General features: G+C 52.9%; 21 protein-coding genes, 1 tRNA gene and 1 other RNA gene. 12 read left to right on the forward strand and 11 right to left on the reverse strand.

Annotated elements, in window-relative coordinates; all coding sequences use genetic code 11:
- Nucleotides 1–111 precede the first annotated feature (111 nt).
- The 3 genes from LMS44_RS09815 (at nt 112) to LMS44_RS09825 (ending at nt 3,319) form a co-directional block, all read left to right on the forward strand.
- The gene (locus LMS44_RS09815) at nt 112–870 is read left to right on the forward strand and encodes a DeoR/GlpR family transcriptional regulator (protein ID WP_022523714.1); all 759 of its coding nucleotides are present in this window, start codon (nt 112–114) and stop codon (nt 868–870) included.
- A gap of 254 nt (nt 871–1,124) precedes the next feature.
- Entirely contained in the window at nt 1,125–2,612 is a 1,488-nt protein-coding gene (glpK, locus tag LMS44_RS09820; RefSeq protein WP_138800295.1) for a glycerol kinase GlpK, read from the forward strand.
- A 482-nt stretch (nt 2,613–3,094) separates the two neighbouring features.
- Nucleotides 3,095–3,319, forward strand: coding sequence for a hypothetical protein (locus LMS44_RS09825; protein ID WP_022523712.1), 225 nt, complete (start codon nt 3,095–3,097; stop codon nt 3,317–3,319).
- Nucleotides 3,320–3,379: 60 nt separating this feature from the next.
- On the opposite strand, the gene LMS44_RS09830 is transcribed toward LMS44_RS09825, so the two are convergent.
- From LMS44_RS09830 to betI, 11 genes are all read right to left on the reverse strand, one after another.
- Nucleotides 3,380–5,020 (reverse strand): glycerol-3-phosphate dehydrogenase/oxidase, encoded by a 1,641-nt coding sequence (locus LMS44_RS09830; RefSeq protein WP_230805230.1) that lies wholly within the window; start codon nt 5,018–5,020, stop codon nt 3,380–3,382.
- A 119-nt stretch (nt 5,021–5,139) separates the two neighbouring features.
- Nucleotides 5,140–6,921 carry an ABC transporter substrate-binding protein gene (locus LMS44_RS09835; RefSeq protein WP_159176719.1) on the reverse strand — a complete coding sequence of 594 codons (1,782 nt, stop codon included), beginning with the start codon at nt 6,919–6,921 and terminating at the stop codon, nt 5,140–5,142.
- Nucleotides 6,922–7,016: 95 nt separating this feature from the next.
- Nucleotides 7,017–7,289, reverse strand: coding sequence for a DUF2160 domain-containing protein (locus LMS44_RS09840; RefSeq protein ID WP_022523709.1), 273 nt, complete (start codon nt 7,287–7,289; stop codon nt 7,017–7,019).
- Between the two features lie 12 nt (nt 7,290–7,301).
- The gene (locus tag LMS44_RS09845) at nt 7,302–8,198 is read right to left on the reverse strand and encodes a carbohydrate ABC transporter permease (RefSeq protein WP_008956663.1); all 897 of its coding nucleotides are present in this window, start codon (nt 8,196–8,198) and stop codon (nt 7,302–7,304) included.
- 1 nt (nt 8,199) lies between these two features.
- A complete protein-coding gene (locus LMS44_RS09850) occupies nt 8,200–9,087 on the reverse strand; it encodes a carbohydrate ABC transporter permease (protein WP_159176720.1) in 888 nt (295 codons plus the stop codon).
- Nucleotides 9,080–10,204, reverse strand: coding sequence for an ABC transporter ATP-binding protein (locus tag LMS44_RS09855; protein WP_022523707.1), 1,125 nt, complete (start codon nt 10,202–10,204; stop codon nt 9,080–9,082). Before LMS44_RS09855 ends, LMS44_RS09850 begins: the two co-directional genes overlap by 8 nt.
- Nucleotides 10,197–11,294, reverse strand: a complete 1,098-nt coding sequence (locus LMS44_RS09860) for an ABC transporter ATP-binding protein (protein ID WP_022523706.1) — start codon at nt 11,292–11,294, stop codon at nt 10,197–10,199. The genes LMS44_RS09855 and LMS44_RS09860 overlap by 8 nt, the downstream gene beginning before the upstream one ends.
- Before the next feature lie 202 nt (nt 11,295–11,496).
- Complete coding sequence (locus LMS44_RS09865) at nt 11,497–13,983, reverse strand: acyl-CoA dehydrogenase (protein WP_022523705.1); 2,487 nt, start codon at nt 13,981–13,983, stop codon at nt 11,497–11,499.
- 230 nt (nt 13,984–14,213) lie between these two features.
- Nucleotides 14,214–15,887, reverse strand: a complete 1,674-nt coding sequence (betA, locus tag LMS44_RS09870) for a choline dehydrogenase (RefSeq protein ID WP_159176721.1) — start codon at nt 15,885–15,887, stop codon at nt 14,214–14,216.
- Between the two features lie 202 nt (nt 15,888–16,089).
- Nucleotides 16,090–17,559: a betaine-aldehyde dehydrogenase gene (gene betB, locus LMS44_RS09875; RefSeq protein ID WP_027959237.1), complete on the reverse strand. Its 1,470-nt coding sequence runs from the start codon at nt 17,557–17,559 to the stop codon at nt 16,090–16,092.
- A gap of 23 nt (nt 17,560–17,582) precedes the next feature.
- Nucleotides 17,583–18,203: a transcriptional regulator BetI gene (gene betI / locus LMS44_RS09880; RefSeq protein ID WP_009286516.1), complete on the reverse strand. Its 621-nt coding sequence runs from the start codon at nt 18,201–18,203 to the stop codon at nt 17,583–17,585.
- Nucleotides 18,204–18,432: 229 nt separating this feature from the next.
- On the opposite strand from betI, the gene LMS44_RS09885 reads away from it, so the two are divergent.
- From LMS44_RS09885 to LMS44_RS09925, 9 genes are all read left to right on the forward strand, one after another.
- Complete coding sequence (locus tag LMS44_RS09885; RefSeq protein WP_009286517.1) at nt 18,433–19,371, forward strand: choline ABC transporter substrate-binding protein; 939 nt, start codon at nt 18,433–18,435, stop codon at nt 19,369–19,371.
- Nucleotides 19,372–19,471: 100 nt separating this feature from the next.
- Nucleotides 19,472–19,548 (forward strand) — tRNA-Met (locus LMS44_RS09890).
- Between the two features lie 52 nt (nt 19,549–19,600).
- Nucleotides 19,601–19,697: signal recognition particle sRNA small type (gene ffs / locus LMS44_RS09895), an RNA gene on the forward strand.
- A gap of 557 nt (nt 19,698–20,254) precedes the next feature.
- Entirely contained in the window at nt 20,255–20,815 is a 561-nt protein-coding gene (locus LMS44_RS09900) for a sugar transferase (protein WP_035537425.1), read from the forward strand.
- A 170-nt stretch (nt 20,816–20,985) separates the two neighbouring features.
- On the forward strand, nt 20,986–22,161 hold the full coding sequence (locus LMS44_RS09905; protein ID WP_051051897.1) for an O-antigen ligase family protein: 1,176 nt from the start codon (nt 20,986–20,988) through the stop codon (nt 22,159–22,161).
- A 43-nt stretch (nt 22,162–22,204) separates the two neighbouring features.
- Nucleotides 22,205–22,831, forward strand: coding sequence for an ElyC/SanA/YdcF family protein (locus LMS44_RS09910; protein WP_230805089.1), 627 nt, complete (start codon nt 22,205–22,207; stop codon nt 22,829–22,831).
- Between the two features lie 51 nt (nt 22,832–22,882).
- Entirely contained in the window at nt 22,883–23,320 is a 438-nt protein-coding gene (locus tag LMS44_RS09915) for a low molecular weight protein-tyrosine-phosphatase (protein ID WP_009286545.1), read from the forward strand.
- A gap of 661 nt (nt 23,321–23,981) precedes the next feature.
- Entirely contained in the window at nt 23,982–24,974 is a 993-nt protein-coding gene (locus LMS44_RS09920) for a phosphoribosyltransferase (RefSeq protein ID WP_159176735.1), read from the forward strand.
- A gap of 474 nt (nt 24,975–25,448) precedes the next feature.
- Nucleotides 25,449–26,603 (forward strand): polysaccharide export protein, encoded by a 1,155-nt coding sequence (locus tag LMS44_RS09925; protein WP_009286547.1) that lies wholly within the window; start codon nt 25,449–25,451, stop codon nt 26,601–26,603.
- Nucleotides 26,604–26,616 lie beyond the last annotated feature (13 nt).

Consider the following 26,616-nt stretch of genomic DNA (forward strand, 5'->3'; position numbering starts at 1 on the left):
GCTTGGTCTGTCGGTTTGGCACCTGCGGAATTGTATGAATAGTGCTATTAGGTTTCGAAAATTTTGCTAGATTATGTTCAGATATCAATAAAAATCGAACAGGCCGGGCTTATGAATCAACAATTTCGTCAGGATGCCATTGTCGAGCTGGTTCGTCAGCACGGCTATATGAGTATTGAGCAGCTCACCGATCATTTTGCCGTGACACCACAAACCATCCGTCGCGATTTAAATACCCTGGCCAATGAGGGCCGGGTGAGGCGGGTGCATGGCGGAGTAGGAATCGAGTCGAGTACAGTCAATACCGCCTACAGCACGCGCAAGACACTGCATCTGGAAGAAAAGGAGCGCATTGCCCGCTGTTTAGCACAGCACATCCCGAATCACTCCTCTCTGTTTATTAATATCGGCACCAGCAATGAAGTGATTGCTCAAGCGCTGTTAGAGCACCAGGGCCTTGAGATCATTACCAATAATTTAAATGTTGCCGCTATCCTGCAACATAAAGAGGATTTCACCGTGATTATCGCCGGCGGTCAGGTGCGCTCCCGGGACGGCGGCATTATCGGTGAAGCAACGATCGACTTTATCAATCAGTTCAAAGTGGACTACGGCATTATCGGCATCAGCGGTATCGATGAGGATGGCTCACTGCTGGAGTTTGATTACCAGGAAGTGCGCGTTGCTCAGGCGATTATCGCCAATTCCAGGCGCATCTATCTGGCGGCGGACTACTCTAAATTTCACCGTAACCCGGTTGTTCGGCAAGGTAACCTGGAACAGCTGGATGCGCTATTTACCGACCGCAAACCCCCAGACGCGATTCAGCGCTTGCTGACGCAACACGATGTGGCGCTCTACATTGCTTAATGAGGTAGTTTCAGCCTTGAGCATTTTGGGCGGCTAGAGTAGCCTTGGATGATAATAAAGCGAAAACGTGGAAACCTCTGATTAACTATTGCGCTTGGCCATACAGCGTTAAAAATCGCCTCAAAATGCTCATTTACACCCCGTAAACTCCGCTTTTTCGTTGATTTTTGCCTTGTCTGGCCTGCGCTCATCGCGTTAATCAGAGGTTTTCAATCATACAAAATCGAAAGATAATACAACAAAGCGAACTCGATATGTCCTCTTTTATACTCGCCATTGATCAAGGTACCACCAGTTCTCGCGCCATTCTGTTTGACCGCCAAGGCCAGGTGGCCGCTGTTGCCCAGCAAGAATTCACTCAGCACTTCCCCCACGACGGATGGATTGAGCACAACCCCGAAGACATTTGGGAAACCGTGGTGGCGACTTGCCGAGATGTGATGCGTAACGCTGAAGTTTCCGCCGACCAAATAGCCGGGATCGGCATTACCAACCAGCGGGAAACCACTATTCTGTGGGATCGGAAAACGGGTAAGCCACTCTATAACGCCATCGTTTGGCAGGATCGCCGCACCTCAGATTTATGCCAGTCACTGCGCGATCAAGGCTATACCGATACCGTTCAAGCTAAAACGGGCCTATTGATTGATCCCTACTTTTCAGCCACCAAGCTTGGTTGGGTACTGGACAACGTTGAGGGTGCTCGGGAGCGCGCCGAGCAGGGCGAGTTGGCATTTGGAACGGTAGATAGCTTTTTAATCTGGCGGCTGACAGGCGGTCAGCAGCACGTGACCGATGCCACCAATGCTTCACGCACGGCGTTGTTTAATATCCATACTCAGGAGTGGGATGAAGAGCTGCTGGCGCTGTTTAATATTCCCGCCAATTTATTGCCCGAAGTGAAAGACTCCAGCGATGATTTTGGCACCACCGAAGCGCACTGGCTGGGTGCCGCGCTCCCCATTGCTGGGGTAGCGGGGGATCAGCAGGCTGCTTTAGTGGGGCAGGCGTGCTTTCAACCGGGGATGGGTAAAAGCACCTATGGCACAGGCTGTTTTATGATTGTGAATACCGGCGAAACGCCCTCGCTGTCGCGCAATCGCCTGTTGACCACCATTGGCTACCGGCTTAATGGAAAGCCGACCTATGCCATGGAGGGCAGTATTTTCGTGGCGGGGGCGACGGTGCAGTGGTTACGTGACGGCTTGAACCTGTTTGCTGATGCGTCAGAGACGGAGGCCTTGGCCCAGGAGACCCGCAGTGGTCACAGCGTTTATCTGGTGCCCGCCTTTACCGGCTTGGGCGCTCCACACTGGGATCCCAAAGCGCGTGGCGCTATTTTTGGGCTAACTCGCGATACCGGTATCGCTGAAATAGTCGCCGCTGGCCTGCAAGCGGTGTGCTATCAAACCCGCGACCTCCAGCACTGTATGAACGACGACATGGAGGCCGCGCCAGGCACTTTGCGCGTCGACGGTGGCATGGTGAAGAACAGCTGGGTGATGCAGTTTCTTGCCGATATGCTGGGTGTACAAGTAGATCGCCCTACGATTTTGGAAACCACGGCGCTGGGGGCTGCTTACTTAGCCGGGTTGCGTTTAGGTTGGTATCAAACCCTCGAAGAGATTGAGCAGCTGTGGCGCTGTGAGAAGAGCTTTATGCCTGCTATGGAGGAGACCACTCGCGAGCAGCTCTATCAAGGCTGGTTGGATGCGGTTTCGCGCGTGCGCTCCACGCCTTAGGTAATAACGATTTAGCCCACTACTTAAGCACACTATCTATTAACTCTTTCGATTCTTTATAATGCGGCGGCCAATTAAACCATTGGCCGCCTTTCTTCGCTTTTAGCGCCCCTCATGAAAGTCTTTAACACACTTAACACTTAATGAGTGTTTATGTAGTCGAGTTACAACCACCCCTGCTGCCAATGATGCATTGTGGGTTTTGTTGCAGTGAACCATAGTGAAGCCATGGATCAGGAGGGTGCTTCGTTATCCCGAGTCACTGACCCGATCCCTGCTACAGAACCATAGCGCTTCAGTATTACCCGAGCGCTAAAGGCGAAGGTCTTGCAAAGCTTGTGACCGTTTCGCAGTTGCCGAACTGGGCACTTATCCGGCCCAGCATGAGTAGCAACGTCACCATACGTCGTTAACTAAGATGGCTGCTTTTTTTAACCGATAGTCGGTTAAGCAGCGGATGACCATACCATGAGGTATTACTAATGAACTGCATCGAACTGAGCCAACAAGCCGACAGCATCGCCAGCACTTTCAGCAAACAAGATCTCGCTAGACTTGTTGTGGCACTGAAGGGCAACCGTGAATCACTGCAGCATGCCGTTGAGGTCATCGACACAGTGGATAGCCGCTCAGGCTGCACACTGGAAGAAGCTTGGGATGAAGTGCTCTCAGGGGACTCTCAAATGCGAATTGAAGACGAAGAGTAGGGCAAGACTCGCTTATTGATTGTTTGAGCCCCCTCACTTAGGTGAGGGGGCTTTTTTACGCTAAACCGTTGTCGATGTCGGCGGAAGTGCAGTATCGCGATTTTGTTCGAAGTACTGGCTAAATCGATTTTCAGCATCGTCACCAAACAGTACCCGACACGCTTCCTTTAAACCTGTGGAATGGCGTAACTGCTCATGAGGTACCACCAGAGAAACTTTGGCGCGGCGGCGCAGGAAGTCCTCAAGCTGGGTGATCATCTCGTGGTCGCGGGCATGCTCAATTTCACAACGGATGTACTCAGTGCCTTCAATGAGGATTTCGCCCTGAGCGGGATCCTGACGAATTTTCTCCAGCATCGGTATGGCTTGATCGGCATAGCGCCGCCACAGCCGAGAGGAGAGCAGCTCCGATGACGTAGAGGCGGTCATGGCATCCAGGTTCATACGCTTGGCTTGATCCATAAACTGCTGTTTCACGGGCTTGGCAGGTTCCCCGTACCACCGAAAGTTGGGGTCTGAAAGTGAAACGCCCAGGCGGCTTATCTCTTCGGCAATCTCATCCCCTACGTTCAAACAGTCGGTAAGTTTTCCACCAAAGATGCTGATATGCGCACTCTCAACGTTGGTATCGACCACATGCTTGCGAGAAAGCTGTAAAAAGTCTCGGTCACTGCCCTGATCATCTTTGATGGCTAAAGGCCTTACGCCACAGCGTGTCGAGATAATGTCGTCTTGTGTGAGCGGTTGATCTAGCGTTAGGCGTTTATTGATATTTTCCAGCACAAAGGCGATATCGTCAGCAGTAACGTCCACCTCTGGATGCTCCATATGGGTATCGGTAGTGCCGATACAGGTGCGATTGCCCATGGGAATGACGAAGAACAGCCTTCCATCGTCGGCAAAAAATGCCAACACCCGCTGTGAATCGGTTAGCTGTGGAACGATGAGGTGAATGCCCTTGGAGTAGAGGTGATGATGGGTAGTCTTTTGGCCGGTCAGCTCGTTATGCTGATCTACCCAGGGGCCAGCAGCGTTGATTAATACCTTGGCATGAATATCGAAAGTGCTGCCATCCATCACGTTGTGCGCTTTGGTCACCCATAGGTCGCCGACCCGTTCGGCGCCGAGTGACTCGACGTAGTTGGCGGCAATTGCTCCATAGTTAAGCGCGTGGCGCACAAAGTTGAACACAAAGCGTGCGTCATTATCGTGGAGGTAGGCGTCGGAGTACTCAAAGCCGCCAACGGCGTCCTCAATATCGATAATGGGTTCTTGCTGCTTAATCTTGTTAGGCGAAAGCAGGCGGGGCAGTTTAGTGAAGCCGTTGCCCATCAGCCAGTAAAGCCAGGTGCCCGCCCATAGGTAGCGTGGTGAGTGGCGGAAACCTTTCGAAATAGTGGTCAGGAAACGAATCTCCTGCACGGTAGAGGGGTAACTCTTTATCAAGTGATTGCGGCTTTTGCACAATTTTCGAACCAGTGCAAAATCCTTGCTTTCCATGTATTTAATGCCTCCCCAAACTAAGTTGGAGGAGTGCATGCTGGTGCTGCCAGCGAAGTCGCCGCGATCAATCAGTGCGACTTTAGCGCCTTTTCCAGCCAGCGCCGCCGCAGTGGCCGCGCCATTGATACCGCCCCCTATAATCAGGGCATCAAAGGTCTCGGTAGGTAATTTTTCTATATTTCGATTTCGCAGTTTCATAGCGGATCCAATTAACAAATAAATAGCCCTGGTGCCCTGGGTGTTTTCTCTTGTGCTATGGCCTGCCGCCAATGAAACCCTTGCAGGGCGGTTGCCCACCCTGCAAGCGTTACGCGTGATTACTCTTGGCGCGTACCGGCTGCCATCCAGGCTTCCATCATTTCGTCATAAGGAACGGTGGTGCCTTGGGGCATTTCATTGTCCAGCTTGGCTTTGGGTGCGCCTTCCTGATCCAGCCAGTATTGCGGATCCTGCTCTTCATTGAGCACGGGCGCATAGCTGTCGAAGACGTTGGCCCTGGCTAGGCGATGCATGGTGCTGTCCATATCCGACGCCAGTTTGTCCAAGCCTTCCTGAGGCGTGACTTCACCACTCATGACAGGCGCCAGGTTTTGCCACCACAGTGGGGCCATGCGTGGGTAGTCAGGCACATTGGTGCCGGTAGGCGTCCAGTTCGACTCGTTGGGGCTGCGGTAGAACTCCACCAGGCCGCCTAATTTGGGGGCCATCTCGGTCATCTGCTCAGAGAAGATGTCAGATTCACGAATCGGCGTTAGACCGTGCATCAGTTTTTCCAAAGACACCGTTTTAGACACGGTGAACTGGCCGAACAGCCACGCCGCGGTGCGACGATCTTCCGGCGTTGAATCGAAGAACGTCCAGGCGCCTACATCTTGGTAGCCGACCTTCATACCCTCTTCCCAGTACGGGCCGGTGGGGGATGGAGCCATGCGCCATAGCGGGTTGCCTTCATCATCGGTCACTGCGACTGCAGGGTCGGTCATGTCGGCAGTAAAGGCGGTGTACCAGAAAATCTGCTGGGCAATGTGTCCCTGCGCAGGTACCGGGCCAGCCTCACCAAAGGTCATGCCCTGTGCTTCAGGAGGGGCATAGTCACGCAGCCAATCGACGGCTTTTTGCATGGCAAATACCGAGGCCGGTGAGTTAGTAGCACCGCCGCGGCTTACGCTTGCGCCTACTGGCTGGCTATCTTCGTTGACGCGGATACCCCAGTCATCCACCGGGTTGCCGGAAGGGACGCCGGGGCTGCCCATACCTGCCATGGAGAGCCAGGAGTCGTGGAAGCGCCAGCCCAGTGACGGATCGCGGCGGCCGTAATCCATATGGCCATACACCTTGGTGCCATCTATTTCGCCGACATGCTCGGTAAAGAACTCGGCGATATCTTGATAGGCCGTCCAGTTAGTGGGAACGCCAAGAGGGTAGCCGTAGACCTCTTCGAACTGTGCCATCAGCTCAGGGTCGGTAAACCAGTCATAGCGGAACCAGTAGAGGTTAGCGAACTGTTGGGTGGGCAGTTGAAAGAGGCTGCCATCTGGCCCGGTGCCGTACTGCAGTCCAATAAAGTCGTCTAAATCCAGGGTGGGCAACGTATAGTCGGCCCACTCGTTCTCCATCGCTTCAGACAGGTTGATGGTGGTGCCATAACGAATATGCGTGCCGATGGAGTCGGTGTCATTGACGAAGCCATCGTAGATGCTGTTACCCGACTGCATCTGATTCTGCATGGTGTCCACCACATCACCTTCACCGATGATGTTGTGGGTCAGGTTAATGCCGGTCAGCTCACTAAAGGCTTCTGCAAGCACTTCACTTTCATAAACGTGAGTCGTGAGGCCTTCAGCCACGGTTTGAATATCCATGCCGCGGAAAGGCTCGGCAGCGTTGGCAAACCACATCAGCTCTTCGATCTGCTCTTCGCGGCTCAGGGTTGAGTTCTGGAAGTGCTCGTCGACCAAGCGTTCAGCGATGGCACGGGTATCCTGCTCTTGCGCTGACAGCGTTCCCGACGCCAGCAACAAGCTGGCGGCGAGGGTTGTCAGTTTGAATTTAGTCAGTTTGAATTTAGTCAGTTTGGATTTATTGTCGTGCTTTTGCATGTTGACCTCGTTTTGTTGTGTTCTTCCTTGATGGCTTGGCCGTCCTTGATACCGATTAAACGCTGATGGCATTTCCCAAGGGCTAGTCCCAAGGGCTATCCCCAGCGCATTAAAACCAGCAGCCATACGGCTGATACCGCTAGTGCTATCCAAATGGAAAGTGACGTGAAGCCGATCACGCCCAAATGGATAAAGGCTGCGGAGAGCAGGCCGATAAACAGCCGATCCCCGCGAGTGGTGGCAATGGGTAAAAAACCTTTGCGTTCAACAGTGGGCGACATGATCTCCCATACCGTCATGCCTGCCAGCATGGCCGCAATGGATGAAAAGAATATGGCGGTGGGCACTGTCCATACCATCCAAGACATAGCGAGATCTCCTCAGGTACGGCCCAGGGCAAAGCCCTTGGCGATATGGTTACGAACGAAGTAGACCACCAGAATGCCGGGAATGATGGTGAGTACACCGGCGGCGGCCAAAGTGCCCCAGTCAATCCCAGAAGCAGTCGATGTGCGCGTCATGATCATGCCAATGGGCTGGGCGTCAGTGGCTGTCAACGTGCGGGCCAGCAACAGCTCCACCCAGGAGAACATGAACAGGAAGAACAGCGTGACGCCAATGCCTGAGCGGATCATGGGGATAAAAATCTTGACGAAAAAGCGCGGAAAGCTATAGCCGTCGATATAGGCGGTTTCATCGATCTCTTTAGGCACGCTGCTCATAAAGCCCTCCAAAATCCAGATAGCAAGGGGGATATTGAACAGGCAGTGAGCCAGCGCGACGGCGATGTGGGTATCGAACAGGCCTACCGAGTAGTAGAGCTGGAAGTAGGGCAGCAGAAATACCGCAGGTGGCGCCATTAGGTTGGTCAGCAGCCAGAAAAATAGATGCTTGTCGCCAATAAAGGTGTAGCGGCTAAAGGCGTAGGCGGCGGGTAGCGCGACGCAGATGGTGATGAGCATATTCATCGCTACGTAGAGCATCGAGTTGACGTAGCCCATGTACCAGCTTGAGTTGGTGAAAATGCCGATGTAGTTATCAAAAGTAAGGTTCTGGGGCCACAGCGTCATCGAGCCGAGAATTTCGCTATTGGTCTGTAGCGACATATTGATCAGCCAGTAAATGGGCAGAATCATCAGCGCCAGATAAAGGCCAAGCAGGATACGCGAGCGCCAGTGTGCACGGGCGGTGCGGTTACGCCGCTTGGCCGGTGAAACCTTGCTAAAAATCGTGTTGTACTTTTCACCGCGCTGGGTGTTTTCGAGTTGATAGCTCATGTTAGGCACCTCCGTGCGGCGGTTTGTCTTTCTGCATATTCATAATGGTGGTGTAGAACACCCAGCTCACCAGCAGAATGACCAGGAAGTAGATCAGCGAGAAAGCTGCAGAAGGGCCTAAATCCTGTTGGCCGACAGCCATAGTGGTTAGTGATTGACTTAAGAAAGTGGTGGCGCTGCCCGGCCCGCCGCCCGTCAGTACAAAGGGTTCGGCGTAGATCATAAAGGAGTGCATAAAGCGCAGCAGTACAGCGATTACCAACACGTTGGTTAGCTTGGGGAGCTGAATATAGCGGAATACCGCCCATTTTGAGGCACGGTCGATACGTGCTGCTTGATAGTAGGCTTCGGGAATCGAGCGTAGACCGCTGTAGCACAGCATGGCCACCAGCGGCGTCCAGTGCCACACGTCCATTAAAATGATCGTTACCCAGGCGTCGCCTGCATTGCGGGTGATATTGTATTCCATGCCCAGTTCGCGCAGGCCCCAGCCCATTAAGCCGATATCGCCACGGGTAAAGATTTGCCAGATACTGCCCACTACGTTCCAGGGAATCAGCAACGGCAGGGTAATCAGGATCAACACCGCCGAGGCTTGCCAACCGCGTTTGGGCATAATCAGCGCGATGCCAATCCCTAGCGGGATCTGAATAGCCAGAATAATCAGCGAAAACGAAATTTGGCGCAGAAACGCTGCCTGCAGTGCGTCGTCGTTGAGCATGCTTTGAAACCACTCAGTGCCGGTAAAAAAGCGTGCGTTCGGCCCGAGCACGTCCTGCACCGAGTAGTTGACCACGGTCATGAGCGGAATGATGGCGGAGAAGGCCACCAACACCAGCATGGGAAGCACCAGTAGCCAGGCTCTGTTATTGGGTACCTTGTTATTCATGACCAGCCTCCACCAGGTATTCATCGATATACAGCGCTACGTGAGCAGCATCGAAGTGCGCAAACGCCGCTTCACTGACCGGCGGATGGCCTTCGGGCAGGCGTGCCTTAAACGTTTGCTCGTTGAGTTTGAAGGTCAGCAGGGAGTAGGTGCCCAGGTCTTGCACGCTGGTCACCTGAATCGGCACGCTATTGGCCACTTCACTTGAGGAAATGGCGATAAACTCGGGGCGGATGCCTAGTTTTATATTGTTATGGCTAATATTGTTAGCGCTGGCATTGGCAGCGCTGGCGACAGCGTGCTTCATCTGCTCGCTAACCGGCAGTGGCTGTGTGCCGAACATTACCTGATCGTCGCGATATTCCACGGCCATAAAATTCATGCCCGGGCTGCCAATAAAGTAACCCACAAAGGTATGCGCAGGGCGCTCGAACAGCTCACGTGGGGTGCCGAATTGCACCACCTGGCCCTCATACATCACGGCAATTTTATCCGCGAAAGTAGAGGCCTCGAGCTGATCGTGGGTCACGTAGATCATGGTGATATTGAAGCGCTCGTGAATCTCTTTGAGCTTGCGACGCAGCTTCCACTTTAGCTGCGGGTCGATAACGGTGAGCGGCTCATCAAACAGAATCGCCGTTACGTCGTCACGTACCAGCCCACGGCCCATGGAGACCTTCTGCTTCTCGTCGGCGGTCAGGTTTTTGGCCTTACGATCCAGCAAAGGGGTCAGCTCAAGAATATCGGCGACTTCGAGTACCTTGGGTTTCACCCGGTACTCGGGGGTATTCATATTGCGCAGGGGAAAGGCAAGATTATCGAACACCGTCATGGTGTCGTAGATCACCGGAAACTGGAACACCTGGGCAATATTGCGCTCTTCTGGGGGCAACTCATTGACCCGCTGACCGTCGAAAAGTACGTCACCCTCCGAGGGTTCAAGCAGGCCCGAAATAATGTTCAGAAGGGTCGATTTACCGCACCCTGAAGGGCCCAATAGGGCATAGGCGCCGCCCTGATGCCATACATGATCCATCTGTCGGATGGCGTAATCTGCCGCACCCTTGGGTGTTTTTTCGTAGGAGTGCGCCAAGCCTTTTAGTGTGATCTCAGCCATGGGCAGCTCCTCCCTGACGTGCAGGAATATGTACCGTGTGCCCCTGCTTGTCGAAGGCGTAAAGTTGATGGGTGGGGAAGTAAACTTTCAGAGGTTCATTAACACTAAACTGGTGAATACCCGCTAAGTGCAGCACTAAGGGAAAGCGTTCGTGGCGAACATGCAGGAAGGTTTCAGAGCCGCTAATTTCCGCTACATCCACATGGACATCCAGGGCCAGGTCATCGGCCTGCTGGGGTTGTAGAGTGAGATGCGAAGCTCGCACGCCAAAGTCGTAATCACCCGGTTCAAGACGCTTTAGCTCGTCATCGCAGGGAAAGTGAAGCGTTTGGTCGAAGGTGATCTCGCTGTCGGTCAGCTGACCGGGAACGATATTGATTGGGGGTTCGGAGAACATTTCTGCGCTAAAGCGGCCATTGGGCTCGCGATAGACCTGCTCGGTAGGGCCGTATTGGAGAAGCCTGCCTTCGTGCAGTACCGCCGTGTTACCGCCCAGCGCTAACGCTTCATTGGGCTCGGTGGTGGCATATACCGCAATGCAGTTACGCGCTTTAAACAGATCACGCAACTCATCGCGTAGCTCTTCGCGGAGCTTATAATCCAGATTGACCAGCGGTTCATCAAACAGAATTAAGTCGGCATCTTTGATCAAGGCCCGCCCCATGGCGGTACGCTGCTGTTGGCCACCAGAGAGTTCCTGCGGGTAGCGGTTAAGCAGGTGCTCGATATGCAGCATTTCAGCAATTTCGCCAACCCGCTTATCAATTTCGCTTTTTGGGTGTTTGGCCAGTTTAAGCGGCGACGCAATGTTGTCATAAACGGTGAGGCTGGGGTAGTTGATAAACTGCTGGTACACCATGGAGACATTGCGTTTACGCACTGAGACGTTCGTGACGTCTTTGCCATCCATAATAATTTTGCCGCGGGTGGGTGGTTCAAGCCCCGCCATTAGGCGCATTAAAGTGGTTTTGCCAGCAAGTGTTCGCCCAAGCAGCACATTAAAGGATCCTGGCTCTAGGGCTAAGTCTATCCCACTGATATGGGGCACACCGTTAACGATGTGATCGATATTTTGCAAATGTAAGGACATGCCGATCTCGCTAGCGTCATTGTTGTTGGATAAGGTAGATCGTTTTCGTTTACGAAAGGCTAGTTGATCGTTTGCGAACTTGCAACGCGTTTTTGGTTCCTCGGTCTACGCATTTAGGTGTAGAAAGTGAACACAAAAAAGCCGACTCCTGGCATGCAGAAGTCGGCTTTTTTTACAGGTAACGCTTTGAACAAGAGAGGTATTACTTAACGTTTTCTTCCTCCGGCTTAGGCGCTACCGCAGGTTTTCCGTTGTGCTCGATCAGCGTGGACTTATTCTTGGCAAAGGCATCGTAGGCAAAATCGTCCACGGTGAGCATTTCCAGTACTTCGGCCTCGAAGGTACGCATAAAGTCGGCATCCTCTTCATTGATCAGGCCTTTTTCCAGACCGGCTTCTACACGAGCCTCAGGATGCAGCGCCGTTTGCGGGAGTTCGCCTTTAGCATACGCCTTGTTCACCGTGCGGTAGATCGCCTCGGCGCGGTCATAATCGACCAGCAAAGCGTTGTAGCGCGCCAGCGGGTTGCGCTGTTCACCGTCGTCTGCATCCCAGGTGTTTTCCAGCAGCTTGGTGCGCAGGGCACTGTGTGTAGACACACGCTTAGCGATATCCCGGGCCAGGTCATCGTGGGGTTTATTCCAGCGGCGACCGGTGGGCATTACTACGGCGTTGAGCGTTTTACCTAGCGCACGGTTGGGTAGATTATCGAAAATCTCCACAAACGCCTGCTCGGCACGCTGGAGCAGGAAGCGGCAGCTGTAGTGCAACAGCGCCTCTTCGCCTTCTACTTTACTGCCTGCCTGCCACTGCTTGAGTACCATTGAGGTGAGATAGAGGTTAGACAGCACATCCCCCAGCCGTGCAGAGATCATTTCACGTTTCTTCAGCGCTGAACCCAGGCTTGCCATGGCAGCATCGGCACACAGGCCAAAGCCAGCGGAGAGGCGGGCAATATCCTGGGCATAGGCGGCGGCGGGGCCGTCGAAGGGTACGCTGGCTTTACCAATGCCAAAGCCGAGGGTAAAGGCGCGCGCAGCGTTACCAAAGATCAAGCCCGCGTGACCGAAGAAGGCTTTATCGAACGCCTGCATATCGTTGGCGTCTTTGGCAGCCAGTTCTTCTAGTACGTAGGGGTGGCAGCGAATAGCACCCTGACCAAAGATCATCAGGTTGCGGGTCATGATGTTGGCGCCTTCCACGGTGATCGCCACCGGGTTGGCGCTGTAACCGATACCGAGGTAGTTGCGCGGGCCAAGAGTGACCGCCTTGCCGCCGTGAACGTCCATCGCATCGCTAAGCAATACGCGCTGGAACTCGGTCAACTGGCTCTTCAGGATGGCTGAGGGCACGGCGGGTTTTTCGCCGTGGTCGATCATATTGGCGGTTTGATACACGGTGGCCTGGGAGATATAGGCCAGCGCCGTCATGCGGGCGAGGGGCTCTTGCACACCTTCCATTTCGGCAACCGGCACGTTGAACTGACGACGAACACGGGTGAAACCGCCGCTCCAGCCCAGGGCGTAACGCGCGGTGCCGGTGGCGCCTGACGGCAGCGTGATGCAGCGGCCGATAGACAGACACTCCACCAGCATCCGCCACCCCTGGCCGATCATGTCTGGGCCGCCAATGATGGTGTCCAGCGGAACAAAGACATCTTTGCCGATAATCGGGCCGTTCATAAACGGGCTGCCGATAGGGTGGTGACGGCGGCCGATTTCCATGCCGTCGGTATCGCGGGGAATCAACGCCAGGGTAATACCGCGATCTTCTTCGTCACCCAGCAATTTTTCCGGGTCAAACAGACGGAAGGCAAGACCAACGACTGTGGCGATGGGCGCCAGAGTGATCCAGCGTTTTTCGAAGTTAAGGCGCAGGCCGATCACTTCTTCGCCGTTAATGGTTTGCTTACATACAACGCCAGTGTCTGGCAGCGAGGTAGCGTCAGAACCTGCGCGGGGGCCGGTGAGGCCAAAACAGGGGATCTCGCGGCCATCGGATAAGCGCGGCAGGTAATGATCTTTCTGCTCTTGGGTACCGTATTTAAGCAGCAGCTCGCCAGGGCCGAGGGAGTTGGGTACGCCCACGGTCACCATCAGGGTTTCATTGACGGAGAGCTTCTGCAGTACCATGGACTGAGCCTTAGCCGAGAAGCCAAGACCACCGTACTCCTTCGGAATAATCATGCCGAAGAAACCCTCTTTTTTCAGGTAGTCCCAAAGCTGCTGGGGCAGGTCGGCGCGCTCCTGGGCGATGTCCCAGGCGTTGCACATGCCAGCGGCTTTCGCACACTGATTGGCTAGGAAGGCTTTCTCATCGTCGCGTAGGCCATCGTCTTTAAAGGCGAGCAGTTTTTCCCACTGGGGTTTGCCTGAAAATAGCTCTCCGTCCCAGGAAACGCTGCCCGCTTCCAGAGCTGTGCGCTCGGTGGCGGAAACTTTGGGGGCGACTTTTTTAAAGGTGGCGAATAAGCGCGGTGTGAGCCACTTGCGACGCAGTGCAGGCAGGCCTGCCACGGCTACTGCCGCAGCGCCAAGAAGCAGCAGACCACCAATGATTTCCGCGTCAAACAGTAGGCCAACAAGGCCTAATACGCCAAACACAGCTAGCGCCGCGGGAGCGCCTGCTTCGCGACGCATGACCACGAGCAAGCCGACAATGGCGAGCACGATCAGAAGTAGGGTGAGCATAGGTTATCTCTCTTTTTGCTGGCCACTGTTGCAGGCCGACTGTTGTTAATAAAACGCGAGTAACATCGTTGTTGAGATATTGAGTCGAACACTTGTTTGAATATTGGCAGATGGGGGCTATCACACGCAAGTTTTTAGGCACGTTTGGCGTAGCTTGTTCCTTTAACGTAGCCAAAAAAAACGCCATGGCGACAAGCCATGGCGTTTGGAGTAAAAAACAGACTAAATGTTCAGGCGCGTTTGGCCGGTGCTCCGTTGGCGACGTAATAGTCAACGCTGGCACGGGGAAGCGGCTCATGGCCTTTGATACGGTCGGCGATTTTCTCGGCCAACATAATGGTGGGCGCATTCAGGTTGCCGGTGGGAATCACCGGGAACAGTGAGGCATCTACGACGCGAAGGCCTTCAATACCATGGACACGACCCTGGCCGTCGGTGACGGCCATTTCACCCTCGCCCATACGGCAGCTACCGCAGGGGTGGTAGGCGGTTTCGGCGTGCTGTTTGACGAAGGCATCGAGCTCGGCATCCGACTGCACGTCGGGCCCTGGTGCTATCTCGCGACCACGGTATTTATCAAAGGCTGGCTGAGCGATGATATCGCGAGTCAGGCGAATAGCATCGCGGAACTCTTCCCAATCTTTCTCTTTGGCCATGTAGTTGAACAGGATGCTGGGCGCGGCGTGTGGATCTTTCGAGGTAAGTCGAATACGACCACGGCTTTCTGAACGCATGGAGCCAACGTGGGCCTGGAAGCCATGGGCCTGCACCGCGCTCTTGCCGTTATAGCTAATGGCAATGGGCAGGAAGTGGTATTGCAGATTGGGCCACTCCTCTTCATCGCGGCTGCGGATAAAACCACAGGATTCAAACTGGTTGCTGGCGCCCACGCCGGTGCCATTGAACAGCCATTCAGCACCAATTTTGGGCTGGTTGTACCACTTTAGCGCGGGGTAGAGCGAGATGGGTTCTTTGCACTCGTACTGGATGTACATCTCCAGGTGATCCTGGAGGTTTTCACCTACGCCGGGCAGGGCGTGAACCGTCTCGATACCCAGTTCCTTCAGCAGTTCAGGGTTGCCGATGCCTGAGCGCTGCAGAATCTGCGGGGAAGCGATGGCGCCACCGCACAGGAGTACTTCACGGTGGGCGTAGGCCTGCTGTTTTTCGCCTTTCTGCTCATAACGTACCCCCACCGCACGTTTACCTTCGAATTCAATAATATCGGTAACGGCATGGGTTTCGATGGTGAGGTTGTGGCGCTGTTTGGCGGTATCCAGGTAGCCTCGGGCCGTTGATGCGCGGCGGCCTTTGGGCGTGACGAAGCGATCCATAGGGCCGAAGCCTTCTTGCTGGTAGCCGTTAACGTCTTCGGTTTCCGGGTAGCCAGCCTGCTTGCCGGCTTCAATAAAGGTGCGATAAAGCGGGTTGTTATCCGCTTTGGGCGTGGTCACGCTGACCGGGCCGTCGCCACCGTGGTAGCTGTTGGGTCCAATGTCGCGGGCTTCGCACTTTTTGAAGTAGGGCAGGCAGCTTAGGTAGTCCCAATCTTCGAGGCCGGGCTGTTTGGCCCAGTTGTCGTAATCGAGTGCATTACCGCGGATATAGCACATGCCGTTAATCAGTGAGGAGCCGCCCAACCCTTTGCCACGACCACACTCCATGCGGCGACCATCCATATGTGGCTCGGGGTCGGTTTCAAACGCCCAGTTGTAGCGCTTGCCCTGTAGTGGGAATGCCAAGGCAGCGGGCATTTGGGTGCGGAAATCGAAGCGGTAGTCGGGCCCGCCCGCTTCTAACAGCAATACGCTGACGTTGCTGTCTTCGGTGAGGCGGGTAGCGAGCACATTGCCCGCCGAGCCTGCACCGATAATGATGTAATCAAATTCGCGTGGTTGAGACATAGTGTCTCCTTAAGAAATCTGGCGAGTCGAGGAAGTGAGCCGGTAGGCATAAAAGCGAAGCGTCTTTTTCAGGGCCGGAAAGTGCTCCATGCGATTCCAGCATTCCCGCCATCCTTGGCGGTCAGATGAAAAAGCCGAGCACCCATGGATGGGTTCACAGCGTCTTCGTGTTATGCCTACCGGCGGAGCTTAGTGCTTAGAGTTAAAACACTGACTCAAATGGCCCCATCTCGATTTGTACCGACTTGGTCTGGGTGTAGTGATTGAGCGTCTCAACACCATTTTCGCGACCAATGCCCGACTCTTTATAGCCGCCTACCGGCATCTCCGAGGGTGACTCACCCCAGGTGTTAATCCAGCAAATACCCGCTTCCAACTGGTGGATCACGCGGTGGGCGCGGTTCAAGCTTTCGCTGAAGACACCGGCGGCCAGGCCGTAGGTGGTGTCATTGGCGCGGCGAATGACTTCCGCCTCATCATCAAAGGCGAGTACCGACATCACCGGGCCAAAGATCTCTTCGCGCACGATACGCATCTCATCAGTGCAGTCGGTAAACACGGTGGGTGCAGCCCAGGCGCCATTGGCAAAGCTACCAGTGTTCCAGTCGTCGCCACCCACGAGCAGGCGAGCGCCTTGCTCTTTGCCCAGGGCAATATAGGAGAGCACTTTCTCCTGATGCTCGAAGCTGACTAGGGGACCAAAGTTGACGCTGGGATCCATGGGGTCGCCTGCTTTGATGCGCTTAACGCGCTCCACCAGTTTGGCTTCAAAAGCATCTTTAACGCTGCGCTCAACAAATACCCGCGTGCCGTTGGTACAGATTTGGCCGCTGGAGTAGAAATTGGCCATCATGGCGGCGTCTGCAGCGCGATCAAGGTCGGCATCTGCAAACACCAGCAGCGGCGATTTGCCGCCCAGTTCCATGGTGACGTCTTTCAGCGTTGAGCTAGCAGCGGCGGCCATCACTTTCTTGCCGGTGCCTGCTTCGCCGGTGAACGAGACTTTGGCGATGCCTGGGTGCTCGGTGAGCATGGCGCCCACGCGGCCGTCGCCCTGAACCACGTTAAAGACGCCGTTGGGCAGGCCTGCCTCGGTAAAGATTTCCGCTAGTTTCATCACGGTCAGCGGGGTCACTTCGCTGGGCTTGAATACCACTGCGTTGCCTGCCGCCAGCGCCGGGGCGGCTTTCCAGCAGGCGATTTGGATCGGGTAGTTCCAGGCGCCAATGGCACCAATGACACCCAAGGGCTCGCGGCGAGTGTACACAAAAGAGCTGTCGCGAAGGGGGATCTGGCTGCCTTCAATAGCCGGCGCCAGGCCCGCGTAGTACTCCAACGCATCTGCGCCGGTAACGATATCGACACTGGCCGTTTCGCTGATCGGCTTGCCGGTATTGCGGGTTTCAAGCTCAGCTAGCTCGTCATTGCGCTCCCTCAGCAGCGCGACGGCGCGCAGCAGGATGCGTGAGCGCTCCATGCCGCTCATCGCGGCCCACTCGCGCTGGCCGCGCTGGGCTGCGGCGACCGCGGTGTCAACATCCGCTTGGCTGGCTTGGCCGATAGTGGCCAGCAGGCTGCCATCGAAGGGGTTGGTAACGGTAAAAGTATCGCCTGAAGTGGCGTTTACCTGGCGACCATCAATATAAAGTGGCTGTACGTCTTGAGCGGCCATGTCGATCTCCAAGAATCAGAAAATTAAAGGTAAATATTGGATGCTTTGTTGGTGCATCCATGATGAGCAAAAAGCTGGTCGAGATAGGTGTGGGCAAGGTAGCGGGCCTCTTCGGCGTCAAGGCCTTCTGGCGTTAGTGCGCCACGCAGCCATAGCCCATCAATCATGGCGGCTAAGCCGCGTGCTGCGTTGCGGGCTTCTACGCGGGGCATAACACGTCGGAACTGGTGACATAAATTGCTGTAAAGACGGCGATCATTGACGTTTTGCAGACGCTGCAGCATAGGCTTATGCATGCTGCTGGCCCAGAACGCTAACCATGTCTTGGCGGCGGGGCCGGTGACCTGAGTGCGGTCAAAGTTACCCTCAATAATGGCACCGATATGGGCGCGGGGAGAGTCGTCTTCCAGCGCATGGCGACGCACCGCAACGGCTCCGGACAGGTCGGTCAGGATTTGCCGCATCGTCGCTTCCAGCAAGCCATCTTTACCGCCAAAGTAGTGGCTGATAATGCCCGCTGACACGCCCGCATGGCGGGCAATTCGCATCACGGTAGTTTCGGCTAAGCCGACTTCATCAATGGCTGCCATAGTCGCGTTGATTAACTGCTGGCGGCGTATCGGTTCCATTCCCACCTTTGGCACGACGTTCTCCTAATTCGTTGAATGCCTAACAGGGTCGTTGCTTGAAACCCGAGCGTAGACATGATTACCTAACAATGATGGCATTTTTTTATTGAACGTTCAATCAATAAAAAGACGCCGATGATTGTTACGCACTGCGACCACTGCAGCAACGGAGTGTTCGTATCTATGTTTTGGAAATACGTATTGGCAATAGGTATTGGCAATAAGCTTATAAAAGGGGACTACGATGATGAGCAGAACTTCTTCACGCTATGCAGGTGCTTTATTGCTGGCAGCGGGTCTGCCAACGGCAGCCTATGCAAACGAGTGCAGCAGCGTGCGCTTTGCTGAAGTGGGCTGGACAGATATTACCGCCACCACGGCGCTCGCCAGCGAAGTCCTTGAAGGGCTTGGCTATGAGCCAAGCGTCGATACAGTTTCCGTTCCGATTGCCTACGCCGGTATGCGCAACAATGATTTCGATGTCTTCCTGGGTAACTGGATGCCCTCGATGGCCTCTATTAGTGACCCCTATATCGAGCGCGGTGAAGTTGAGCGCTTGGCGACCAACCTGGAAGGGGCGAAGTATACTCTGGCAGTGCCTCAGTACGTTTACGATGCGGGGGTAACGTCGGTTAATGATTTGGCCGAGCATGCGGAGCAGTTTGAGCGTAGCGTGCACGGCATCGAAGCGGGTAACGACGGTAACGAGCTCATTGAGCAGATGATCGATGACGATGCTTATGGGTTAGGCGATTGGCAGGTGATCGATTCCAGCGAAGCGGGAATGTTGGCGGAACTGCGCGCCCGGGTGCCCAATGAGCAGTGGATGGTGTTTTTGGGCTGGGAGCCGCACCCCATGAACTCTAACTTCGATATGGCTTATCTTGCTGATGCCGACGACTATTTTGGCCCAAATTTAGGCGGCGCGACTGTGCACACGAATACCCGAGCGGGATTCGTGGATGAGTGCCCGAATGTGGGTACCTTGCTGCGCAATATGACCTTCACGCTGGAAATGGAAAATCAGCTCATGAGCGCGATCATGGATGATGGCGAAGATCCCCGTGATGCGGCGCGTGACTATTTGAAGGCCAATGATAGCCTACTGGACGAGTGGTTAGACGGCGTTACAACACGAGACGGCGAGCCAGGTGCAGAGGCCGTGCGCGCCGCTATTCAGTAAGTCGATTTCGATACGCTTTGTTGACTAGCAGGGCAAGCCGGAATCCGGCTTGCCTTTCGTCATTAAGGTAGGCATAATCTGCACCCGTTGATGAGGGAAAGGCTACGTAGCTCAGCTGGTTAGAGCACATCACTCATAATGATGGGGTCCCCTGTTCAAATCAGGGCGTAGCCACCACATCAGCCTCAGCACACTTACTCTATAACAGAGTGTGCCGTTATGGTGGTCCCTTAGGTCCTCCCGCAACGCTAAACTGCGAACCCCGCCAGGCCCGGAAGGGAGCAACGGTAGTGGTGGCTGCGTGTGCCGGGATGTGGCTTTTGGGGCCGCCTCCATTTCTGATATCCTGCCCGCTTTAGCTTGTACTCCCCTCCTAAACCTGTAGTGCCCCCTAAACCTAGAGTAACCCTCAGACCTACTGAAAAAATTACCTTTCGAGGCATTGTCACTGGCTTTTAATCAGCACCTCAGAGACATTGCGTGTCAGAGAAATGTCGCTCAGTTTTAGATCATTATCTGGACTGGCTTTTTCTGCTGAGTTAATCGTTGTGATGTCATGAAAATTACGGCTGACCTCTGTTAACAAAACTGCATTCGTTATATTTCTCATTAAATAATATGCGCTAACGGGACTTGTTTTAGCCTTTTTTTACTTAATTGCTAATTAGTTGGTCTAGTGAAATAGAATGAGAAAATATTCCTAAATTGTTAGATTAACAGTTATAGCTATATGAACAGCTTGTTTATATACTTCTCTTCGAGATCGTTACTCTTTGGTTGCCTTTGTTTGGGTGATAAAGCGTATTCTTGTTGAAGTGGAAGTTGCCAAGATCTAATTTTTATATGGTAATAATAGTGACTTAACCATGCGGGTATTGACATCATGACTAAAATATTACGATTTTTTGATATCCTGTTTGCTGCCACGGGCCTACTCATTGGTCTGCCATTATTGCTTATATTAGCCTTAATCGGTTACTGGGACACGGGGTCTCCTTTATTTTTGCAAAAGCGTGTGGGATACCGTGGCCAGCCGTTTGTATTGATTAAATTTCGTACTATGAAGCCTGATACCGCTTGGGTTGCTTCGCATCTTGCGGATTCTTCTTCAATTACCAAATTCGGTCATTTCTTACGGCGTACCAAATTGGATGAGTTACCGCAGCTATGGAATGTATTGAAAGGGGATATGAGCCTTGTGGGGCCTCGTCCTTGCTTATATACGCAAGATGAGTTGATCAAAGAGCGTACTGAGCGTGGTGTATACAATGCTCGCCCAGGAATTACCGGGCTGGCGCAACTTAACGATATTGATATGTCTACGCCTCAATTACTGGCAGAAACGGATCAAAAAATGTTGGCGACAATGGCGATGCCGACGTATTTTCGCTACCTGTTCCTCACTGTGATGGGTAGAGGAAGCGGAGACCGGGTGAGACAATAAAGCATGCGCACTCCTGTGGCCTACAAGGTAAATACTGCATGCAGGCTTTAGCAATCACCGTGTTACCGCTATTGGCCCCCTTGGGCTATTGGCTAGGATTGGCGATCACTATTATATGGTCGTTTCTTGCTAGGCATGAGCGACAAAGGCGTAGCTTTTTTAGAAAACCAATGGGGCGTGGTGATGGCCTTCTTTTGGCGTTGCTACTAGGAGTCGGTATTGTCGAAGTAGTGGCTGGCGCTTGGCATTCTAGCTTGGAGCGGGCCTTGCCATTAGCTGGTGCAGCTTGGCTCGCGGCATTGGCGTTTATGTTAGTGCGCGCCGTTCCACCACGTCCTTCAGCATGGTGGGTGGGTTTAGCGCTAAGTGGATTGGGTGCAGGGGGTTGGGCGGCGTGGCAAAAATGGATAGTCGGTTTAACCCGTGCTACAGGCCACCCACCGTTACATTCAATCTTTTTCGGCAATCTTGCGCTATTGATGGCGCTGTTATGTTTGGCCGGATTGGGGTGGGCCTGGCAACAGCGATCAACACGTTTTTTTTGGGTAGCGCTTTTGCTGAGCGGCGCAATGGGGGGCGGACTAGCCTCGGCTCTTTCTGGCACCCGGGGCGGGTGGTTGGCACTGCCGCTAGTGATATGGGTATTTTATTACGGTTATGCGCGTCGCTGGCGAGCGCTGTGGCGATGGTTGGCACTGACTGCTGCAATAGCTGTGATGATAGGGGTGTATACGACGCCCCATAGCGGCGTAGAAAAAAGGGTGGATAAGGCGGTGGCCGAGGTGCATCGCTACATGGAAGGCGCTGACTATGGCTCCGTAGGGGCTCGCTTGGAAATGTATCGCGGCGCATTCTGGCTGATTTATGAACGTCCCCTCGTGGGCTACGGGCATCAGGGCTATCTACCCGCCATGCAAAGACTAGAGACTCAAGGCGTGCTAAGCCCCGAGTTAGGCAATTACTGGCATGCGCATAACGACCTTCTGGATGCCTGGGTACGAAAAGGGCTGCCAGGTCTTGTTATAGTAGTGAGCCTCTATCTCATTCCCCTGTGGCTTTTTTTCCCAGGTTTACGCGCTGAAAGCGCCACTCAGCGCTCCTATGCCGTGGCTGGTATATTGCTGCCAATCACTTTTATGGGCTTTGGCTTAAGCTATTCTTTTTTTGCTTATCCAGCAGGGGTAGCGGTGTATGCTAGCTGGCTGATTTTCCTTTGGGTTCTCGTTTCCGAGCAAGTTCTGCAAGATGGTTGCCATGTATACACTAATGAAAAGCCTGACGGCGATATTGCTGATGCCAATGTCTCTGATGGCCCTCACTTTTACTATCGGATGGTTGATTCGTAAGCTTGGGTGGTACCGCCTGGGTCACAGCATAATGACGTTAGCAATGCTCTTGCTATTGCTGGCGGCCTGGGCACCAGTGGCAGATAATTTGCTAGGGCCGTTGGAGTCTCAATATGTCGCTTGGGAGAAATGGCCTGAAGAGCAGAACATCGAAGCAGTGGTAGTCCTCGGGGGTGGTTGGCAGCCGGATCGCCCTTGGTCGATAACCGGCAGGCTCAGCGAAAGTTCGGGTTTGCGTCTGATGGAAGGCCTGCGGCTATGGCATGAGCGTCCAGACTTGCTACTGGTAGTGTCAGGGGGAGGGCAAGATCCAAAAATGACCATGGCTCATGGTTACGCCGAAGCTGCCGAAGCATTGGGGGTTCCGCCAGAGAGTATCGTGACGCTGGTGTCGCCCAACGATACTGCTGAAGAGGCCAAGTCAGTTCGGGCGCTGCTCGGTGAAGGTGCGCAAGTATTGATTGTGACATCAGCGTCGCATATGCCGCGCGCTATGCGTCATTTCGAGGCGGCAGGCCTAGCTCCAGTTGCTGCACCTACCCATTATTTGGCCGATCGAACGGAGGGATTAGCGCTAGCTTATTGGCTGCCCTCTGCCCGTGAGCTACGCAAGACTGAGAGGGCAATCTACGAAACCCTTGGGTTGCTTGCTATTCAGTGGGAGCATTGAAGGTGTCATTTGAAAACGTCTACCTCTGCTCACCCAGGAGATAAGTAAGACATGTTCGAGCGTATTTTAGTGGTGTGTACAGGTAATATTTGTCGTAGTCCTGTCGCTGAGGCATTTCTTAAACAGCGGCTACCCGAGCGTCATATCAGTTCTGCAGGCTTGGGCGCCTTGGAAGGCGAGCCTGTATCCCCGTTTGCACGTCAATTGGCCGAGGCCGATGGTTTGGATGTGACCAGCCACCAGGCACGGCAATTAACGGTGATAATGATACAGGAAGCCGATCTCATTCTGGTGATGTCTGAGGGCCAGCGCCGTGCCGTAGGACAACACGTACCCCAAGCCTTAGGTAAGACGCTATTGCTAGGTCGTTGGCTAGATAGTGGCAAAGGGCGCAATATCCCCGATCCTTACCGAAAATCCAGGGAAGTTTTCGAGCATATCCATATGTTGCTAAAGGACGCTGCCTTTACGTGGGCAGAGAGGCTCTAGAGGCATCGCCATCGCTTCTTTTTCTTTTTTACTGCTTGATCTGTCTGCGGTATGGCCAATGTGCATGTCAGTATTAGATCCATTTTTCGTTTTAAAATTTTTAGTTGACTAATCATTAAGTAATGATTTTTTTGCTGTTTTTTTTGCTATTTTTTAATTATGTATTTCTTGTTTTTAATATGTTGATCTTTGTATTTATGATGGGATTTATGTATTGTTTTTCTCATTTATTTTGAAGGAGTAAAATTGTTAAAAATGCCTGATTTAAATGCCAATAAAGTAGAAGATTGAGGTTTCTGTCTTTAGACTATGAAGGTGAATAAATTTAACAGAAACAAATGCTTGTATTTTTTTATTGTAGTTTTAATAATTTTTTCTGGAGATATCATATAACCTATCATTTAAGTGACACGATTTTGTCATTCGATAAAGTTACCGTTCCACTATAAGTCGTAACTAAGCGATTTTGTTCATTGCAGAAACTATCGGAAAAGCCTTTTTAACTCTCTGGCGTGATGCTCCATCTTGGGTAGAGGCGTGACGTACCGAGAGTATGTCTTTGTGTTTAGGGCCATCACCGCTGGGTTTTACAAGAAAGGCGATTCTACCTAACCATCCATTAATTTGGCGGTCAAGCCTGATAAATAAGGAGGGATAGACAATGAATTACAAATCCTATGGTGATTTAAGTGAGGACATCGCTGCGTCCTTGTTCAAAGTTCACGGGAAGGATTACGACCTGGTGGTCGGTATTCCCCGTAGCGGCATCATCCCTGCCAGCATGGTTGCGTTGGGTTTGCATCTCGATATGATTGGGCTCCCAGACTTTATTGACAACCAACCGCTGAAAACTCGCTTGCGTAGAAAGGAAGAAAAGCCGCCGGGAGCCGCCTGGGACGCGAAAAAAGTTCTTTTCGTCGATGATAGCGTCATTACAGGGAAGACTGTGCAGGAAGCACGGAGTGCTATCCCCGAAAACTGTCCTTGTATAATAGATACCTTGGCGATCTATGCTGATCCCGACGGTAAGCAACATGTTGATTTTCATTTTTACACGCTAGAATCGCCTTGTGCTTTCCAGTGGAACCTTTTCACTCCTGCCATACTTTCCCAGTCATGTGTCGATATCGATGGTGTACTGTGCGTCGATCCTACCGACCTTCAGAACGATGATGGAGAGCAGTACATTGCGTTTTTGAATAACGCGGAGCTTCTTTTCCTACCTGCTGGCCGAATCGGCTGCTTGGTAACCAACCGTCTTGAGAAGTACCGTAGCCAGACAGAGCAGTGGCTGAAGCAACAGGGAATTGACTATGAGCGCTTGGTCATGCTGGATCTGCCTTCGAAAGAGGAGCGCCAACGCCAGGGGATTCACTCTACGCACAAGGGCCTGTTCTATAAGAACTCGGATTACACTTTCTTCATTGAGAGTGCTACCAGGCAGGCTGCAAGTATTGCAAAAATATCGGGGAAAGCCGTTTATTGCTGTGAAGATAATAGAGTCTATACAGCGTCTGATAAAATCTCCGCCAAAAAGGGATCGCATAGCTATACGAAACGCCTTCTCAGCGCCAGCAAAAGAAAGATTTTATCTAGCTTTCCAAGCCCCCTCAAGACGGCACTGAGGGAGCGGTGGAAACCCAAAAAGGCGTGAGCGGATTCAAAGACCAACTTATGGCCGCCCCTCCAAGGGTGGCTTTTTTCTATGTGACCACTGTCACTAAGAAACCCCTCAATTAAGGCGATATTACAATTGTTCCGCGATTGTAACTTGAAATTTCTTCTTTTGTAACTTTTTACAACTTATTAATTTTAAATATAAATTTTTTATTATCATTAAATGTTTAATACCGCTAGGCATGATCTCCTCTCCTCTCACCCATGACGCCAAACCTCATTTCTAAACGCCTAAATAGCGTTAGCTATCTCATCCTCAGCAATGAAGTAAATCAAAGTATGTTTTTTGTTTTTTTATGTAACATTATATTTGTCTGCCGTAATGGCATTCATGTCTTATGGCGGCTCGAAGGTTGCACTGCCAAGGCGAGTTTCCAAATAGGCTCTGGGAAATGCCATTTAAAATCCCCGGGCGGTAGCGTGGTAAGACACAAAGCAAAGGGAACAAAAAATGAATAATTTCAAAGAAATAGAAGGTGTAGAAACCAGAAAAAACCCATTGCGGCTGGTTCGCTATCTAATGTTCATCATGCTGCTGGGGATATTAAGTGGCTGTGCCATGGCCCCAGGCGGGCATATTGATGAAAGCGAGCTCGACCAATCGCTTGATGGCCGAGTGGACGTACAACCCATTACACCAGAGTTTGTAGATAGGTTGTATGTCCCAGAAGAGCCTACCACGCAAGCCACGTCTCAAGCATTGAATCAAGAAGTGCAAGACTACGAATATCGGGTAGGGCCTGGGGACATTTTAAGCGTGATCGTCTATGACCATCCAGAATTAACGATTCCTGCCGGTGCCGAGCGCTCCGCTGCGGAAACCGGGAACCGTATACGGCCCAATGGCACGATGTTCTATCCCTACGTAGGGCGTGTGAGAGTCGAGGGCATGACGCTTGACGAGGTGCGCGAGTTAATCGCACGGCGATTGTCCGCAGTAATCAATGAGCCGCAGGTAGAGGTAGGCATTGCGGCGTTTAACTCCCAAAAAGTGTACATCAGTGGTGCAGTGGAAAACCCCGGCACTCTGCCTCTGAGTATTGTGCCGATGACGGTACTTGATGCCATTAGTGAAGTAGGCGGGGCACGTGATAATGCGGATTGGCGTAATGTCACCCTAAGCCGCAATGGTGGTGAAGAGGTGATATCGCTTTACGCCATGATGCGTCAAGGGGATATGACACAAAACCGGTTACTGCGTGATGGCGATCTACTTCACGTGCCCACCATGGAAAATCAAAACGTGGTCGTTCTGGGACAGGTTAGCCGTCCAGGTGCCATTGCCCTGGGCAATGAACGCATCACGTTGACGGATGCATTGGGAAGGGCAGGTGGTGTGAATGAAAATCGCGCCCAGCCGTCGGGTATTTTCGTAGTAAGGGGAAACCCGCCGGGTAGCGAGAAAATTGCCACCGTCTATCAGTTGGATATTCAGGATGCCACTCGCTTATTGCTAGGAACACGCTTTCCTCTTGAGCCGCAGGATGTGGTGTACGTGACGTCAGCACCGCTGGCTCGCTGGAACTCTGTGATCTCCCTGCTGTTGCCATCAGTTAGTTTGCCAGGCGACTTTGCAACGTCTGCTATTGATGCCGGTGAGCTTTAATATATTTTCTGAG

This window comes from Halomonas profundus (assembly GCF_020865425.1).
Lineage (GTDB): Bacteria > Pseudomonadota > Gammaproteobacteria > Pseudomonadales > Halomonadaceae > Vreelandella > Vreelandella titanicae.

Coding starts and splice junctions, on each gene's coding strand:
- LMS44_RS09865 (WP_022523705.1), bottom strand. CDS start 13,983: ATGCTCACCCTACTTCTGATCGTGCTCGCCATTGTCGGCTTGCTCGTG.
- LMS44_RS09850 (WP_159176720.1), bottom strand. CDS start 9,087: ATGAATAACAAGGTACCCAATAACAGAGCCTGGCTACTGGTGCTTCCC.
- LMS44_RS09840 (WP_022523709.1), bottom strand. CDS start 7,289: ATGTCTTGGATGGTATGGACAGTGCCCACCGCCATATTCTTTTCATCC.
- LMS44_RS09925 (WP_009286547.1), top strand. CDS start 25,449: ATGAATAATTTCAAAGAAATAGAAGGTGTAGAAACCAGAAAAAACCCA.
- LMS44_RS09860 (WP_022523706.1), bottom strand. CDS start 11,294: ATGTCCTTACATTTGCAAAATATCGATCACATCGTTAACGGTGTGCCC.
- LMS44_RS09830 (WP_230805230.1), bottom strand. CDS start 5,020: ATGAAACTGCGAAATCGAAATATAGAAAAATTACCTACCGAGACCTTT.
- LMS44_RS09825 (WP_022523712.1), top strand. CDS start 3,095: ATGAACTGCATCGAACTGAGCCAACAAGCCGACAGCATCGCCAGCACT.
- betB (WP_027959237.1), bottom strand. CDS start 17,559: ATGGCCGCTCAAGACGTACAGCCACTTTATATTGATGGTCGCCAGGTA.
- LMS44_RS09845 (WP_008956663.1), bottom strand. CDS start 8,198: ATGAGCTATCAACTCGAAAACACCCAGCGCGGTGAAAAGTACAACACG.
- LMS44_RS09815 (WP_022523714.1), top strand. CDS start 112: ATGAATCAACAATTTCGTCAGGATGCCATTGTCGAGCTGGTTCGTCAG.
- LMS44_RS09905 (WP_051051897.1), top strand. CDS start 20,986: ATGGGGCGTGGTGATGGCCTTCTTTTGGCGTTGCTACTAGGAGTCGGT.
- LMS44_RS09920 (WP_159176735.1), top strand. CDS start 23,982: ATGAATTACAAATCCTATGGTGATTTAAGTGAGGACATCGCTGCGTCC.
- betA (WP_159176721.1), bottom strand. CDS start 15,887: ATGTCTCAACCACGCGAATTTGATTACATCATTATCGGTGCAGGCTCG.
- LMS44_RS09915 (WP_009286545.1), top strand. CDS start 22,883: ATGTTCGAGCGTATTTTAGTGGTGTGTACAGGTAATATTTGTCGTAGT.
- LMS44_RS09885 (WP_009286517.1), top strand. CDS start 18,433: ATGATGAGCAGAACTTCTTCACGCTATGCAGGTGCTTTATTGCTGGCA.
- LMS44_RS09910 (WP_230805089.1), top strand. CDS start 22,205: ATGCTCTTGCTATTGCTGGCGGCCTGGGCACCAGTGGCAGATAATTTG.
- LMS44_RS09855 (WP_022523707.1), bottom strand. CDS start 10,204: ATGGCTGAGATCACACTAAAAGGCTTGGCGCACTCCTACGAAAAAACA.
- LMS44_RS09835 (WP_159176719.1), bottom strand. CDS start 6,921: ATGCAAAAGCACGACAATAAATCCAAACTGACTAAATTCAAACTGACT.
- LMS44_RS09900 (WP_035537425.1), top strand. CDS start 20,255: ATGACTAAAATATTACGATTTTTTGATATCCTGTTTGCTGCCACGGGC.
- glpK (WP_138800295.1), top strand. CDS start 1,125: ATGTCCTCTTTTATACTCGCCATTGATCAAGGTACCACCAGTTCTCGC.